This window comes from Halococcus hamelinensis 100A6 (assembly GCF_000336675.1).
In the GTDB taxonomy this organism is placed as follows: Archaea; Halobacteriota; Halobacteria; order Halobacteriales; family Halococcaceae; genus Halococcus; species Halococcus hamelinensis.
The window spans coordinates 86,167-101,944 of record NZ_AOMB01000033.1; the positions used below are offsets into that span (position 1 = coordinate 86,167).

A 15,778-nucleotide genomic window follows, 5' to 3' on the forward strand; every position below is an offset into this window, starting at 1 on the left:
CTCAGCGTAGGCCCAAACGGCGATTAGACCATTCATGAAGTAGATGAGCCTGCTTAGAATATCGTCGTGGGAGGGAGTCAACTCGGGGAGAGACATATACGCTCTCACGAGAAACGACTCAATGGGTGGTTGGACCATGGTAAGCGCGGTCGAAGAGGAGGTAGTAGAGCTGCTCCAAGAGCTCGGGCTCAAGGAGTACGAAGCGAAGTGTTTTGCAGCACTGACGAGACTCCCCCATGGAACGGCGAAAGAGATCAGTGACACTGCGGAGGTTCCCCGTACCCGCGTCTACGAGGCCGTTCGAGTCCTCGAATCCAAGGGATTGGTCGAGATCCAGCANATCAGTGACACTGCGGAGGTTCCCCGTACCCGCGTCTACGAGGCCGTTCGAGTCCTCGAATCCAAGGGATTGGTCGAGATCCAGCAGGGAAATCCACAGCGCTTCCGCGCCATCGGAGTCAACGAGGCGGTTGTCATTCTCGCAGACCACTATTCGTCGCGCATCGACGAGTTGGACCAAGCACTGCACGATATCGAGAACCAACAAGAGAGCACTGAGCAGCGTTCCCACGAAGTCTGGTCGCTTACAGGTACTACTTCGATCGCGGTGCGTGCCCAGGAGATGGTCAACGCCGCGGACGAGGAGGTGTTTCTCGTCGTTGGGTCCGAAGCCGTGCTCACCGACGACCTCTACGAGAGCCTCGAAGAGGCCGCCACGACTGGAACGGACGTACTCGTTGGCGCGCTCCAGTCGGAAACCCGCGACGCGATTCGTGACCACGTCCCGCATGCGGAGGTGTTCGAAACCGGTCTGGAGTGGCTTGAGGGGCCTGAGACGGAGTCAGAGGAAGCCTCGATCGGGGTACTACTGATGGTCGACCGGACCGAACTCCTCGTGAGTTCACGGACCCCGACTGAGAGTGATAAGCCGACTGAACGAGCGATATATGGGAGTGGGTTCTCGAATGGGCTGGTCGTGATCGCTCGGCGATTGCTATCCTATGGGTTGCAAGATATTCAGGACCCAGCCAAAAAACAGGAAGCACACGACGACAGATGATGCACTCTCGTGAATGGATGCAACAGACTAGGGTACTACACCTCCATAGCCGATCGACCACTAACCCACTTTCGAAGTAGAGCGTGGGGTAGAAACGACGTCTTTCCCACACTCTCGGCAGACATCCGGTCGCCATGGAACGTCCTTGATGACTCGACGAACCGCTTCACACCGTGGACAGTACCTCTCCACGTTCCTTCCCCAAACAGTTGGCATAGTCCTCGCTATTAACACACCGAAATGATTGAAACCAACACCTGACTGTTCAACGGGTATATATCGAACTAGCAATGTGGCCTAGTTCCGAAACCCGTTGAGTTGGCAGTAAAACTCCCGTGTTCGGGAATTAGAGGTCATGTGTGGCCTACCTGCTGCAACAGTAGTGACCAGGACGACCGATCTCACCAAACTTCCAGCGACAGTCTTCGATTCAATATTAGGGAAGACGATCGCGAGCAGCGCGGCCAGGCACAAGATATCATGGACGCACTCGGATGTGAGGCCGAGTGCGAGAGCGTGACGCCCTTCGACGGCAACGAGGGGCCGATCCAGTCAGTATTGACCGACCGTCAACGGACCGCACTCCTCACGGCATTCGAGATGGGGTATTACGATATTCCTCGATGCGCCACTGCAGAAGACATCGCAGACGAGTTTTACAATAGTTCCGATGGTATGCCATCGATCACCGATAATACTTCTCGCTTCACGGTAAAGTTTCACGTGGTCGCGGAAACGAGGCGGATCCTTTCTAGACGAGAGTTCGGTACAGAGGTCGGTCGGTATCAGTACGGGCATTGCTAGAGCCGTGAGATAGGTCAAACCCTCATCTACGGAGCACATCAACGCAATCTTCGGTACGATCGACGGCGAAGCCCAGCACAACTGGATACGGAAACGCGATATCAGATGTCGTTCGTAACGGCGGTCGGTGAGTCCGATGCCGTTCCAGCGCGGACTGATGTCCTTGCTGACAACCTCATCGTACACACAACGAATCGGGAGCGGACATCTATTCGTCAGTATTCGTCTCGTTGAGTTGCTTTAGCGCTTCCCGAAGATGATGGCGACTATCAGCGTCGCGTGCCAGTACTTGCTGGGTCCACGTTCCATCCCTGAAAGCGAGGTCGATGACTGTCCGGTCGGTCAACGCCACGGCTTTTCGGAGGCCACCGTTCCGGTAGACGACTTTCGGTTCGAGTTCGATCAATCCATCGACACTCGCATCAGATCTGAGTCGCTCCACCTCGGAACGCCTCAGCGGGTGGGAGGGCAGCGAGCCAAATCCTTCCATACACGGTATTTCGGACGTCTGTCCCAAACACCCTTGACCGGGACAACCAAGCTGTTTTTAATACCTCTTTTCTGCTAGCCGGTGCTGGTGCGAACCACTGGGTACCGACCGAGTGACACAGCGCGACAGCAACGACGAGGAGTGAGCGACCACACCAGGACGAGGCCACCAGCACGCGAAATCAGGTCGTGAGACTTGCAGCGTAGGCTCCGATGCCAAGTCCCACAGCAATAGTAGCTGCCAAAAACAGCGAAAAGTCTGAGAACATGAATCCGAGGGCAGAAATCACGACGAATCCACCCACCGCCATCATCAGCGCGGTGCCTGCAGGCGAGAGGCTGTCTCCCCACTGATTGAACCGCGAGACCAACTGCAGTGGACTGTCCATACCCGAGAGATAGTTGGATAGCGTGATAAATTTTCAGCAACGCCGCGAGAGAGCCATCCAGCGCGAAACACCGAAAATCGCGCTCTACAGCAGTGTAAATCCCACTTCTGCACCGTCTACACAGGATATGAAGTGGCAGGATAGAGCCGCAGAACACGATCCCCCGACTGTCCACTGGTCGAGAGACTATAGCCGACGAAAACCGCTGTACGGAATCCTCGACTGTCCACCGGGTAGGGCAGCTACGAGACGCCCGATTGTCCAATTAGAGCACCGCGCGTTTCCGGCGAAGTAACCGTGGAGAGACGGTCACGGATCGACTCTCTGTCCTGGCAGCACCGGCTGAGAGTACGTCGCTCCACTCTCAGAACCCCCAGCTGGTAATGCTATGGGCATCTGGTGGCGACCGGGAGTAACTGGTATAGCACATTGGCTGGCCGGGATGGACGTCTCCCTGTTGTTCTACTGGCTTACACTGATGCCTGAATCTGGATGGTCAGTGTGGAAGCCCCCAGCGGGGTGAGAAAACCCATCGGACCGTTCTGAGGTTTCGCTGTCGCGACGCCTGCTTTTTAAAGCCCAAGGCTGAAACAGGAGATACCGCTATTCTTCGACCAAGGCACGCCGTAGTGCCAGTGACTAAATTATGCAAGAGAATGAGTTCCTCAACGCCGTCCAGCAGCGAACAGGTCTCGAATCACGTGATCAAGCGTATACGATGACGAGCGCAGTACTCGGCGTGTTCGGCCAGCGTATCACCCAAGGAGAGGCCGAAAACATTGCCTCCCAGCTTCCTGCACAGATCGACAACGTGCTGATAAGCGAAACTCCAGAAGCGGAGGAATTCTCGGTTGACGAGTTCATTTCGCGAGTCAATGATCGGGTAGCGACGCTCAGTGATGCCACTGCATCCAACACCGAACACTACATTCGAGGAGTGATGACGGTACTTGGTGATGCTGTGAGCGGCAGTGAACTCGAAGACGCACGCAATCAATTCCCAAGTGAGTTCGACTCGTTGTACGAACCCATTGATATGAGCGAACAGCAACTGTGACTCGTCGCAAACCAGTTTCTGGGTGACCCAACCAAGTTAGCATCAAAAGCAGCGTTACTGTGGATGCAGTACCACCCGCCATACTGCGCCGGTCAGCTACGACGTCACTCGATTGTTTGCTGGAGTCGCGACCAGCATCCGATACCCGGTATTGTATTTCGAATCAGAATGTATCATTTGTCGATGTATTATCGGTTGGGTGGTATGTTTTTAGCAGAATAGAGTCGAATGATCGGAACCCCTCGGAGTTGACGGCGCGGATACGGAGAGACCGAGCGCGTTGATGCTCCCGACCGCATACAGCAACAACTGAATTCGACGAACGCCGTCCTCGACAACGACCCGTATGAAGAAACCCGTATAGTGGACGTTCGAATCAGCAGTTATTACCCAGCGGATTCCGAGGGAGTAACCTCGTCGAACAACGTCTCGACCCGGTGTTTCACCTCATCACGGATCTCGCGAACTCTTTCGCGGTCCTGCCCGGCAGGATCGGGGAGGTCCCAGTCGCGGATGTCCACTGTCCGAGCGTTCTCGCCTACATCGAGCGTTGAACAGCCCATCGTCGCCACGTAATCGCACGACTGCAGTTGTTCGGTCGTGATTTCGCGGGGCGTCCGCTCCGAGAGATCGAACCCTTCCTCGTGCATGACCTCGATGACTTCCTCGTGAACGTGGTCTGCTGGGTGGGTTCCGCCAGTGAGTATCGCGATGGAACCTTCGAGATCGCGGCGCTCGCGTTCGCGTTCGGCGAATTCGGTCGCCATCTGCGAGCGGCCGGCGTTCTGGACGCACACGAACGCGAGTCGAATCGGGTCAGTCGTATCAGTAGTGGTGGTCATTAGTTTTGGTTGGTGCAGGTGGTTAGTCGTCAGTCGTCGCCTCGGGAGGAGATGCGTCAACACTGCCAGTCCCAGTTCCACTCCAGTCGAGTTTGCGCTGGAAGTATAGCGCAACGTTGACCAGCGCGAGCAGGACTGGTACCTCGATGAGCGGGCCGACGACGGTTGTGAAGGCGACGCCGGAGCCGACACCGAACACCGCGACCGCGACCGCGATGGCGAGCTCGAAGTTGTTCGAGGCCGCTGTGAATCCGATAGCCGTCGTCGTCGAGTAGTCCGCTCCGATGCCTCTGCCCATGCCGAAGCTCACGAAGAACATCACCACGAAGTAAATCGTCAGCGGCACGGCGATCAGCAGGACGTCGGCGGGTGCCGAGACAATGTTCTCGCCCTGCGTGGCGAACATCACGATGACGGTGAACAGCAACGCGACCAGCGTCAGTGGGTCGATCTTCGGCACGAACTCCTCCTCGTACCACTCCTTGTCTTTGGTGCGTGTGCCGACGTAGCGAGTCAGAAAGCCGCCGACGAAGGGAATCCCGAGGAAGACCACGATGGCTTGGAACACCTGCATCGGCGTGATGTCAAAGGTCGTGATGCCCGCGACGAGCGATTCCATTCCCAGCAGCGGCGGCAGGAACAACCCGAAGAACCAGACGTAGACGCCGTAGGTAACGATCTGGAAGAGGCTGTTGAACGCGACCAACCCGGTAACGTATTCGGGCGAGCCTTCGGCGAGTTCGTTCCAGACGAGTACCATCGCGATACACCGGGCCATCCCAATGAAGATGAGTCCGAGGAAGAACTCGGGGCGGGCTGGCAGACCGGGGACGAGTCCACTGAAGAAAACGACCGCCAGTCCGAACATCAGCGTCGGGCCGATGAGCCAGTTCTGGATGAGGCTCAGCCCGAGGACGCGCCAGTTGCCGAACACCGTCCGGAGCTGCGAGTAGTCCGCTTTCGCCAGCGGCGGGTACATCATGACTATGAGGCCGATCTCCACGAGGTGGAAGTTCTGAATCGGTTGGGTCACCGATGGGGCAACGTAGCCCAATCCCACGCCGACGGCCATCGCGCCGAAGATCCAGACGGTGAGATACTTATCGAGGAAGTCCATCGAGCGTGGGTCGCCACACTGCGGACACGAGCAGTTCGGGCCGTGGTCGTGCTCGACGCTACTCACCGTTCACGCTCCCGTCGAGAACAGTCACGAGGGTAATGGCACGATTGGTAGCCTGGTACTTCTTCCAGCGACCGTCCTTGCGCCCGGTCACGAGCCCTGCATCGACAAGTGCCGAGAGCGCGTGACTGAGGCCGCTTTCACTCACGTCGACGACGGCCTGAAGCTCACAAACACAGAGTTCCTCCCCAGCCGCTACGAGCACGCGAACGAGCGTGTAGCGTGTCTCGTTGGCGAGCGCGGCGAGCACGTCGAGTTCGCCACTCACCTGTGCCGGTCCGAGTGCTCTTTCGAGCGTCCCGAGTTCGTCGAGTCGTCGCTCGACGTCCTCGTCTCGACACTCCCCGAGTTCGTCTTCTAGGTACCGCTGAAGTCGTTCAGTCGCTTGTGCCACGAATCCAATTGAGCGCTGGCTCAATTAACTATTTCGATGCTGGTGTGGTTCTTCCATCTAAATGTGACTGATTTGCTTCTCTCCGTTCATACGAGAGTCGGCGGAAAGACTCCACTTGAACGAGTGGTGAAGTAAAGTGTGCAATCAGACCAGGCCAACAGAACGACTCCGGAGCTGATACCGATGATGGCTCTGGGAGAGGAAGCTGCGAATAGCGTCGGTCCCCACACGTACTGATTTGTGAGAAGCGGATGGTAATGTAGCTCCCCGTCGCCCGTTGTTCGATCACAGTCCGACCCTCATCGTGAATTCCCATCGAGGATAGAGGTGTGCGACGATCGCGTCCCTGTCGACGAACGAGGGCACATGACCGGTGTCCCCAACGTCTACTGACTGGAAGCGTGAGTGCCCGTCGCTCACTTATTGGCCCACTCGCTAGCGAGAGCGTCCCCCAGGATCCCGTCAGTATCCTCAGCGTCGAGCGGTTCACCAGCTTCTACTTCTAGCGGAGCCCCACCGAAGAGTAGCCCATCAGAGTCGACTCCCCGGTCCTGAAATGTATCTCACTCATCAGTTGATGGTAGCAGCCGCGCTTGCTGTGATATCTTCGCGCTCGACTTTCTACCAGCCTACCGACCGCACTCTCGTCTTTTTGCGATCGATGGGTCCACGGTCGAACATCTGCTAAATGGGTTATTTCAAGGGGTGGTCGAGATACTCCCCAGAGAGTGTCTCACGCAATTCTCGCGCCTCTGTGAGGTACGTTTCACGGGAACGTTTTTCGGATTTCGCGCTACGGATCGCCGCACGTGCTTCGGAATCAGCGAACACATCGATGAGCGTACAGGCAGTCGCCTTTGCTGGCAGGAGATAAGCCATTTCGGCGTCGGCGACAGCAAAATCGCGGGCATGGACGTTACCTTCGAATCCACCGATCCAGGGGTGAATGCCGGGGACGATCTGTGTTAGGTCACCCATGTCCGTCGATCCAGTGAGGTGCGAACGCTCGGCAACGAGCGCGTCTTCTCCGAGAACACGTCGGACATTGTCATTGTAGTGGTCAACGAGCGTTTGGTTAGTTCGCAACGGCATATAGCCGGGATAATCTTCGATGGTCACGTCTGCACCGACGGCCATCGCACCCGATTTTAGCGCACGATTGACTTTTTCATTCGCGTCAGTGATAGCATCGAGATCCTTTGCACGGACGTAGGACTCCACGCGTACGTCTGCGGGTACGACATTGACGCCGTCGCCACCTTTCGTGATAACTGGATGGACACGTACGTGGTCCTCGTCAGCGAACGTCTCCCGCTGAGTATGGATAGCATTCAGACCGAGTGTTGCCGCGTTGAGAGCATTGACACCCGCTTCAGGCGCGCTGCCAGCATGAGATTCTTTGCCCTCGTAAGTGATGAATTTCCCGACGAACCCGTTGGTTGAAAAGTCAGTCGTTATCTCGCGATCGGGCGTCTCATTAGCGGCGTGGACCATTGCCGCACAGTCTACATCCTCGAAATATCCGCGCTTTATCAGTTCCTGCTTGCCACCAAAGAACTCTATCTGACCCTCATCAACGAGATTGCGCCGGTATTCGAGGTCAAGATATTCTTCTGCAGGGACCGCCATTAGTTCGAGAGCAACATCGAAGTCTTCGATAATATCGGTATCAGTAAACCCGTAGCCGACGGCAACGAGATGGGCGAGCTGTGCATGGTGGCCGCAGGCGTGCACTGCGCCTGTTTCTGGATCGGCCAGTGGATGCTCGCTATTGATAAGTGCATCAAGCTCCCCGAGAACCGCGGCAACAAAGTCGCCTCCACCAGCACGGGCACGCACTCCAGTTACGGCCGCTTCCGTCTCGACCTCGAGGTCCATCTCCGAAAACCGGTCCGCTATCTTTTTCGCGGTCTTGGTTTCCTTATACCCAAGCTCCGGCTCAGCCTGTACTGACTCGGCGAGCGAGATGATATCGTCCGATCGCTCGTCGATGGTCGCACAAACCCGTTCTTTGACTGCCTCGGTATCTGTCCCATCCATCGCTAGAGCGACCCCTGTATCGACATAACAGCCTGTGCTACGAGTGCGGAGCCGAAGAACGTCCCGAAGAAGACGAATACGGCAACAACGACGAGCTTCCAGCTCACTTTGCGCATCTGTGTGACCTGTGAGCCGACAGAGAGACCAGCATAGGCGAGAATCGGGGTCGTGGTCGCAAGGAAGTTTACGGGCTCCGTGAGCGATAGTATGGTCGCCTGTACGGGGGAATACGGTAAGGAGAGTAAGAACGCGATGACCATCGCATACGCGAATGACGGGAGCTCAAGCGGGACGAACCGACCAAGGAGCAATGACACTACTCCGATAACGACGATGAGTGCCATTCCGGGCGCAGCCTCGACGGGTGAAATACCATATCCTACCCAGTTACCGATGAGCGTGATAGTTCCGATAACGAGCAGCATAATCAACGTGTTTTGGCTGAACTGGCGAGTAGTGAGTTCCATCACTCATCCCCTCCTTCAGCGAGGTCAGCTTCACTCCCACTACCCTGAATACGCGGTGCAAGCACACGATACAGATAGTTGATGAGTGGTAGCCCGACGAAGAGTACTATGTAGAGACCAGTAATGCCTGTCAAGAGGTTACTCGTGGCTGCAAATGACAAAATTTGGTCACGTGGAATGCTCTCGACCGCTGTCGACAATGACGCAGCACAAGCGGTCATCATGCTTGCGCTCCCCATTCCACATGCCATCGCGAGCGCCCGCGGATCGAGACCTGTCGCCGTAGCGAAACCACCAAGCAGACCGAAGAAGATCGTCCCGAGAACCGTTCCTGTGAGATAGGTTCCAAGAACGCCTCTACCTTCGGGGGATTCGATTCCGTATTTGTCAGTGATAACTCCCAGGGTCGGTTCACGTGCAATGCTTACTGCACTCCCGATTGCCTCGCGCTTCAACCCAAGAAAGAGCGCAAGGGGGAGGGCGAGGAAGATCGTCCCCAGATTACCTAGCTCCTGGAGAACGAATGCACCCCCGGACTCTATGAGTCTCTCAAATGAGGGTCCAACTTGAGTGCCATATTTCACTCCAAGAGGCATGAGAGCGATGACGAGCAAGGGCGAACTGAGGACGCTCACATCTTTGCTGACGACTCGTCGTAGTGGCTCAATATAGGTACCCAAAACACTGTAGCTGATAGCAATGCCAATGACTACTGCAAACAACAGCGGCAATAGCACCACCGTTCCAGGACCAATCGGGAATTCAATAGTCCCGATCGACTCCGCAACGATCACAATAATCAACACTGTCAGGTGTGTTCGTGCGTGAACCGTCCACCGTCCTACTATCCGAATCGGCTCCCAACGATCTGTCGATTCCCCTTCACTCATGATACCAGTCAACACGCATACCCGAGCCACAAGATAGTCTGGGTTAAACTAATCGACTTCGAGCTCACCACCACGGTGAAACACGATACGATCAGGAGAACGCTCCTCGGGCTTTGTCCTCTTACAGAGTGATCGAAAGATAGGTTCTGGGGAACACGGGCGACGAACTGAGTGACTCACACAAGACTTGGATACCAGTACGACGAGGAAGACCGACCATGAATGTACAGAGCGTGAGGGTCGCTGTGAATCCCGAGCAGGGTCCGGACTGTGGCTCGGAGCAGGTTACGCCGAGAAGGACAAAGAGAATATTATCTGATCCCCATCTCCCTCTCCCCAGTCGATCGAGGATACCGTAGCTCTCGGACATCTTTGCGATCACAACGCTTAACGACCAACCAACGGGCATAGGGGTATGACAACGGTCACAGTCTGGAACGAGTATCGCCACGAGAGAGAGAACGACACCGTTGGCGAAATATATCCCGAGGGAATTCACACCGTCATTGCTACGGCGCTCGAATCCGAGGGGTTCGAGACGAAAACGGCAACCCTCGATGAGCCCGAGCATGGGCTTCCTGAGGACGTACTCGACGAGACTGACGTTCTGATGTGGTGGGGGCATGCAGCGCACGAAGAGGTCGAAGACGAGGTCGTCGACCGTGTTCATCAGCGAGTTCTCGATGGGATGGGTCTCATCGTTCTACACTCGGGGCACTACTCGAAGATCTTCCGACGGTTGATGGGTACGACGTGTTCGCTGAAGTGGCGTGAAGCAGCGGAGAAAGAGCGTCTTTGGGTTGTCGAACCGAGTCACCCGATCGCTGATGAGATAGACGAGTACATTGAGGTACCCGAGGCGGAAATGTACGGCGAACGCTTCGATATCCCAGCACCCGATACGTTAGTCTTCACTTCGTGGTTCGAGGGAGGCGAGGTATTCCGATCCGGGTGCTGTTACCGTCGGGGAAATGGCCGTGTGTTCTATTTCCGTCCGGGCCACGAGACCTACCCCGTCTACCACGATGAAACCATCCAACGAGTGTTGGCAAATGTCGCTTCGTGGGCGGCTCCCAACGACGGACCAACGCCGGATTTCGGTAACGCTGAGCCACTAGAGGACATCGAGATGACCGACGACCGCTCTGTTCACTAAAGTCCGTACTACCGAGATTCGTGAGCGTCCAGTCGTTGCGACCGAGGCCAAGTCGAACGCTATCTAATAATCCAATCAGTGGGAGCGGCGCGCTTGAGGACGAATAGGGTCACGACAGTTCTGGGGAGGGGTTCTGCTACTCGGTCGCTAGGGTGTCAACTAGGTACTCGTCAGTTCGTTCAGTGTCCACCCGATCGCTCGACGAGCCGGTTCGGCCGTCCAGAAATCATCCTCAGCAGCGACATCTGCCTCTATGTGATTAGAAGAGCGGCGACCGCCACGTTCAGTCACGGAACAGGCTCGCTCTCGATAGGGATGAGCTCGCCCTGATACATCGGGATATCGGTGTTGGTTGCTTATTCGTCAGTGATGAGGCGCTCAAGACGCTCTCGGTCCGCCTGGGCGAGTCGTCGCCGGGCCTCCCGATATGCTTTCGTCGACTTCACAGAGCGGGTGATTTCTCGAAGCTCTCGACGTTTTATCCCCTTTGAGCATCAGGGTCTATGGCTATCAACCCCGTCTGTATCCACTCAGGTGCGGGAGAGGGAGATTCTCATCAGACTGGTCACCGCCCCTTCCGCTCATAAGACAAGACGAAGCACTGATGAGTCACCTACACTCTCAGTGCTTTTCTCTCCACGATGACTCAGGCATTGCAACTACGAGAGAGCTGGATTTCCACCTATATGGCGGGAGGGGTTTCGAGTAGCTCATATTGGCCGCTAAAACCCCCTCCCGTTCGTGATACCTCGCCTGTAGCGACGAGCCACCAACATTCTTCGAGTTCCTCGTCCATGAGTGTTCATGGGTCGGGATTATCATCATTCCTATTGTTTCGACGAAGTGCGGAGGAGAGAGATCCCGAGGTTCACGACTCACGAACCATATCCATTAGTTTCCCTCTCCTCCCGTGCGCTCTCAGTTCTCATCAGCGTGAGCTATCCGCTCGACGGCGTTGTGGCCATCCCTCATCCACTACTATAATTTACAGCGACCGAATCGATCACTCGGCGACCGTGTCCCGATCGAGGAGGTGCTAGAACGAGGACAAACAGTGCCATAATCAGCAAGACGTCGGCCAATGGCTGTATTTGCACCCTTGTTTCGGTACAAGAGGACCGTCAATATGCGTCGACGTCAAGACCCGACCCTCTGGGCCGAGCTCTTTGGGAGCGCTGTCGCGATCGCTCAACGACGTTCGAAAAACACGCGTGCTAGTGCAGGAAGTCCTGCTACGGTTGATACTATGAGGACTCATTCGCGCGCCCTCACAAAGAGCGTCTCAGCCACGAGATGGAGTGCGGCAATGAACGTTGAGTCAGTCCCGGCTGCGGGGTAGACCCTATCGATTGGAACGTCGGTATCGGCGGTGCTGCGCTGCTTCGAGTATCAATTTGGACTGTAATAGGTGGGATTCGAAACCATACTTCGTGTCACACTATTCTTGCACGGAGACAAAACTATTCGTGACCGAATGCTGATAGAGCCGGATCGATAACCGCCGTCAGTGTGCTTATCTGATATCTCGGCTCAAGAAATCTACATTAACACATACTACTGTCAATCCCAGGGTATAATCGAACGGAGAAGTTATAGTCTGAACGTGAATCATCGCTCGTAAGATTCGAGCCCTTGAGTAGCGAGTTTGAGAAGAGAAGATGCTACTTTCGAGGACGGATCCCGGTTCTAGCGAATTGGGATGGGGTATTCACCATTGGCTCTTGATACCGTTCACGAAGGTGCTGAACGAGTCGCTTCCTAATCGAATTTGTAGACGTGGATGGTTGCTCTTGGGACCCACTCATTGATCGATCACTGTTCTGTCTACCGTGACGAATGAATCGTGTTGGAATCCAGTCTTGTCTCGGAGTTCGTCTTCACAACGCGGGCGGAGCGGAGCGTTGTATATGTTGTTCGGTGCGAATATCCGTACAGCGAAGCTACGAACGAGCCCTCCGCAATTTTGAGAGTGTGACATGCAGTTCTTCCTCCTTGGAATGAATGACTCTCGTAGACCGCCTAATTCTCGAACATGGGTGCCCAAGGGAAATACCAGTCAAAGTTGGGGGCACCGTTGTGCAGGTATCCGGCGAACGCAACCGCCTGCCGGTAGTGGTCCGGCGGATGGAGGGCCCCTGATCTCGGTTACAGCGGAAGCACGGTATCCGTCAGAGTTAGCCCACTACTGCAACTCAGTCTGCTATCGAGGGGTTGATCTCTCAAAACACCCCGCCGTTGATCTGTAACTTCGGCCAAAACCTTGATGCACACGATCACGTTACTAACTAACAGAGAGGGACGACCCGCCATAAGGCACGGTAGGCATGTGTTCCTCTCTATCCCATAGCTTTGAGAGGAAAGTACAGTTCTCAAGTAAACATGCTAGAATCAGGGGGAAATCCGCTGTTGAGCGTCGAGTGTCGACTCCGACGATAGCAAACTATCTACCACTTGCTCAGGTTGATATCGGAGACCAAGCTGATTCACTACATCCCTCATACTGAGCATCGGGCTGGTGAACAGAAGTCGATCTAGCAGTCGATGTCCGGTTCCCATGAAGTGGTCCTCAATCGCCTTACTGACCGCAGAGACCATAATCAGTCCGGCAGCTCGCTCCGGATGTCGAAGAGCAACTTGGAGTGCTGGCGGGCCACCACCCGAGATACCCACAATGATGGCTTTTTCGAGATCAAGCTCATCTAAGAGTGCAACTACCAGATCGGCTTGCGATTCAAACGTTCGACCGGAGTCGAGCGGTGTCCTAAGATAGCCTGGCCGGGACGGAGCGATCAGTTGCACTCCGTTCTCGGTTGAAGGTCGGCCGACGAGTGCCCCTTGATCGTGACCGCCGGGAGTCCCATGAAGAGCGATAACAGGAAAGCCGGTGCCAGTTGTACTGACCTCGATCGGCCCGTGTGAAGTCTGTCGTATGTCGCTCCGAGCATTGAGTCCATCACGATATGTGTGTATCGATACCATGATTTGCGCAGTTCGTTATAAGTGATAAGTGTGTCAGCTAATAACCAATATCTATCTTATATGTCGGTGCTTTCCCTTAATGAATCTAAACCACAGGCAAGAGAGATAATGTAGGATACTTTATGCTAATGCCGATCTAACAGATGTTAGCCAAGAGATGGTTGAACATGTCAATTCAAGGTCAATCAATCGAGACTGCCGAATCCCCAGAAACGAATCAAACACTCGTCGATCGAATCGTGAGTGCCTATCCAGTAGTGTTCGTCGTCGCCGCGCTCGCTGCCGCACTCGTTCAGGTACTACTGCTTGGGCAACCGATAGTTGAATCGCTCTTAGTAGGGTTCCTCGTGTTTACGGTTGGTATGCAAGGACTCTGGGCGTTCCTCGGCCACTACTTTCAATCGGACGAGGTCGCTACTTCCATCGGCTGGCCAACGGGAAATCCATTCCAAAAGGAGATTGCCTTCACCAATCTCGCATTTGGTACCCTCGGTGTGCTGTGCATCTGGCTCCATGGAGGGTTCTGGATCGCCGCGGGACTCGGACATGCAATTTTCGTTCTCGGTGCAGGGACGGTTCACTTCGCCGAGATCCATGAGCACGGGAATACACATCCCGGTAATCGTGCCAGTTTCGCTGCGTTTAATGCGGCAGTTCAAGTCGTGATTCTGGTCCTCCTCACTGTTCAGTTCGCCTAAAGACAGAATATCAAATACAGCACAATGTCGATTCAACACACCCAATCCGAAACCGAGCAAGAAACGAAACCAAGCCGAGCCGGCGGAATGACCGAGAGTATTCTCTTCAATTTCGTGCTGCCGTTCGTCGCCTTTCAGTATTTCTCGACCCAATCTATCCCGACGAGCTGGGCGCTCGCTATCTCCGGTGTCTTTCCAGTGATTCAACTGGGGCTCAGCTGGCGGCGTACTGGAAGCGTCGACGGACTCAGCATCATCGTTTTGGTGGGTGTCGTCGTGGGGGTCGTCACGGCACTGTTTTCAAGCAACGTTAACCTCCAGTTCGACGAATCAGCACTCGGCACCATTCTGCTGGGGATAGCATGTTTCGTTTCGATCTTCGTAGGGCGTCCGGTACTGTTCTACCTCTCGCGTGATTTCGATGCGAAGGGCGATCCGGACCGTATCGAGTTCTGGAACGCACAGCGCCAGCATGCCCGGTTCAATCGTATCGAGAGCCTCATTACGGCGGTCTGGGGGATCACGTTCGTCGTCGTGGGAATCGCACAGTTCGCGCTAGTGACGAGTTTCGGCGCGGACGGGAATTTCTTGAGTTCGAACGTCTCGAGTATCGTGGTCGCTGCGGCGCTAATCATCTGGACGCAATGGTACTCGGAACACAAACGACTCTTTAGCGAGTCGCTAGCCGCGTAGGTGAACTGCAGTTTTGAGTCGTTCGTATTCCTCCGGCTCAAACCCATCCTTTCCAGAGTGGTGTTCGGTCTCTTCGACAACCTCGTGGACGATCTCCTCCTCACCCATTTGAGCCACTCACCAATCGAAGCCGACGACGAATGTCCATACAACCATGTCGGTGACCACCGACATAATTTACCGCTTCCAAACGAAGATGGGAATAAGAAGATGTCACGAGCCGATTTCAGAGGGGCACGACCGAGTGAGGGATTCGATGAGTGGACGGCTTTGGAAGCTGTCACTCAGGACTCACGGGCGAATCTCATCAGCGACATGGTGGGCCACCCAGATGGAATGCCAAGCATGGCCGAGCTCGAATACATGAATCCTAGTCTCACCCGGAGTACAATTATAGGACATCTCGATGTGCTCAAAGAGGCAGGAGTGGTCGCCATCGCCGAGTTCCCCACTGGGCAGCGTCCAGGTCGAGACCTCCCCTACAAATTCTACTACATCACCGACCAGGCACGCGACCTCTTCGATCGAAGCAGTATCTTCGATAAGGGAGTCTGGCGAGATACATACGCTCAAGTGAAGAAAACAGAGGATATCGAACGATACGAGGCAGTCACCCGTCCACAGCGTTGATGACAGACCG

The 15,778-nt window shown here is 55.2% G+C and carries 16 protein-coding genes; 7 read left to right on the forward strand and 9 right to left on the reverse strand.

What is annotated here, in order from left to right:
* The first annotated feature begins 136 nt into the window (after nt 1-136).
* Nucleotides 137-1,060, forward strand: a complete 924-nt coding sequence (locus C447_RS11905; protein ID WP_007694185.1) for a TrmB family transcriptional regulator — start codon at nt 137-139, stop codon at nt 1,058-1,060.
* Between the two features lie 480 nt (nt 1,061-1,540).
* Nucleotides 1,541-1,864, forward strand: coding sequence for a helix-turn-helix domain-containing protein (locus tag C447_RS18800; RefSeq protein ID WP_272942149.1), 324 nt, complete (start codon nt 1,541-1,543; stop codon nt 1,862-1,864).
* A gap of 208 nt (nt 1,865-2,072) precedes the next feature.
* On the opposite strand, the gene C447_RS11915 is transcribed toward C447_RS18800, so the two are convergent.
* Nucleotides 2,073-2,354: a hypothetical protein gene (locus C447_RS11915; RefSeq protein ID WP_007694189.1), complete on the reverse strand. Its 282-nt coding sequence runs from the start codon at nt 2,352-2,354 to the stop codon at nt 2,073-2,075.
* 181 nt (nt 2,355-2,535) lie between these two features.
* Nucleotides 2,536-2,742, reverse strand: coding sequence for a hypothetical protein (locus C447_RS11920; protein ID WP_007694190.1), 207 nt, complete (start codon nt 2,740-2,742; stop codon nt 2,536-2,538).
* 646 nt (nt 2,743-3,388) lie between these two features.
* On the opposite strand from C447_RS11920, the gene C447_RS11925 reads away from it, so the two are divergent.
* Nucleotides 3,389-3,799 carry a DUF2267 domain-containing protein gene (locus tag C447_RS11925; RefSeq protein ID WP_007694192.1) on the forward strand — a complete coding sequence of 137 codons (411 nt, stop codon included), beginning with the start codon at nt 3,389-3,391 and terminating at the stop codon, nt 3,797-3,799.
* Between the two features lie 386 nt (nt 3,800-4,185).
* On the opposite strand, the gene C447_RS11930 is transcribed toward C447_RS11925, so the two are convergent.
* From C447_RS11930 to C447_RS11955, 6 genes are all read right to left on the reverse strand, one after another.
* Nucleotides 4,186-4,641, reverse strand: a complete 456-nt coding sequence (locus C447_RS11930) for an arsenate-mycothiol transferase ArsC (protein WP_029601826.1) — start codon at nt 4,639-4,641, stop codon at nt 4,186-4,188.
* Nucleotides 4,642-4,663: 22 nt separating this feature from the next.
* Entirely contained in the window at nt 4,664-5,824 is a 1,161-nt protein-coding gene (gene arsB / locus C447_RS11935) for an ACR3 family arsenite efflux transporter (RefSeq protein WP_007694196.1), read from the reverse strand.
* On the reverse strand, nt 5,817-6,215 hold the full coding sequence (locus C447_RS11940) for an ArsR/SmtB family transcription factor (RefSeq protein WP_007694198.1): 399 nt from the start codon (nt 6,213-6,215) through the stop codon (nt 5,817-5,819). Before C447_RS11940 ends, arsB begins: the two co-directional genes overlap by 8 nt.
* A gap of 693 nt (nt 6,216-6,908) precedes the next feature.
* Nucleotides 6,909-8,255: an amidohydrolase gene (locus tag C447_RS11945; RefSeq protein ID WP_007694200.1), complete on the reverse strand. Its 1,347-nt coding sequence runs from the start codon at nt 8,253-8,255 to the stop codon at nt 6,909-6,911.
* A gap of 2 nt (nt 8,256-8,257) precedes the next feature.
* On the reverse strand, nt 8,258-8,722 hold the full coding sequence (locus C447_RS11950) for a hypothetical protein (protein ID WP_007694202.1): 465 nt from the start codon (nt 8,720-8,722) through the stop codon (nt 8,258-8,260).
* Nucleotides 8,722-9,612, reverse strand: coding sequence for a DUF3100 domain-containing protein (locus C447_RS11955; RefSeq protein WP_029601844.1), 891 nt, complete (start codon nt 9,610-9,612; stop codon nt 8,722-8,724). The genes C447_RS11950 and C447_RS11955 overlap by 1 nt, the downstream gene beginning before the upstream one ends.
* 415 nt (nt 9,613-10,027) lie before the next feature.
* On the opposite strand from C447_RS11955, the gene C447_RS11960 reads away from it, so the two are divergent.
* Nucleotides 10,028-10,768 (forward strand): ThuA domain-containing protein, encoded by a 741-nt coding sequence (locus C447_RS11960; RefSeq protein WP_007694206.1) that lies wholly within the window; start codon nt 10,028-10,030, stop codon nt 10,766-10,768.
* 2,388 nt (nt 10,769-13,156) lie between these two features.
* Here the strand turns inward: C447_RS11960 and C447_RS18960 are convergent.
* Nucleotides 13,157-13,747 carry an alpha/beta fold hydrolase gene (locus C447_RS18960; protein WP_079255016.1) on the reverse strand — a complete coding sequence of 197 codons (591 nt, stop codon included), beginning with the start codon at nt 13,745-13,747 and terminating at the stop codon, nt 13,157-13,159.
* A 167-nt stretch (nt 13,748-13,914) separates the two neighbouring features.
* Between C447_RS18960 and C447_RS11965 the strand changes: the two genes are divergently transcribed.
* The 3 genes from C447_RS11965 to C447_RS11975 are packed head-to-tail and all read left to right on the forward strand — an operon-like array spanning nt 13,915 to nt 15,768.
* A complete protein-coding gene (locus C447_RS11965) occupies nt 13,915-14,445 on the forward strand; it encodes a DUF6790 family protein (RefSeq protein ID WP_237713361.1) in 531 nt (176 codons plus the stop codon).
* Nucleotides 14,446-14,469: 24 nt separating this feature from the next.
* The gene (locus C447_RS11970; RefSeq protein WP_237713360.1) at nt 14,470-15,138 is read left to right on the forward strand and encodes a VC0807 family protein; all 669 of its coding nucleotides are present in this window, start codon (nt 14,470-14,472) and stop codon (nt 15,136-15,138) included.
* The gene (locus C447_RS11975) at nt 15,139-15,768 is read left to right on the forward strand and encodes a helix-turn-helix domain-containing protein (RefSeq protein ID WP_007694210.1); all 630 of its coding nucleotides are present in this window, start codon (nt 15,139-15,141) and stop codon (nt 15,766-15,768) included.
* Nucleotides 15,769-15,778 lie beyond the last annotated feature (10 nt).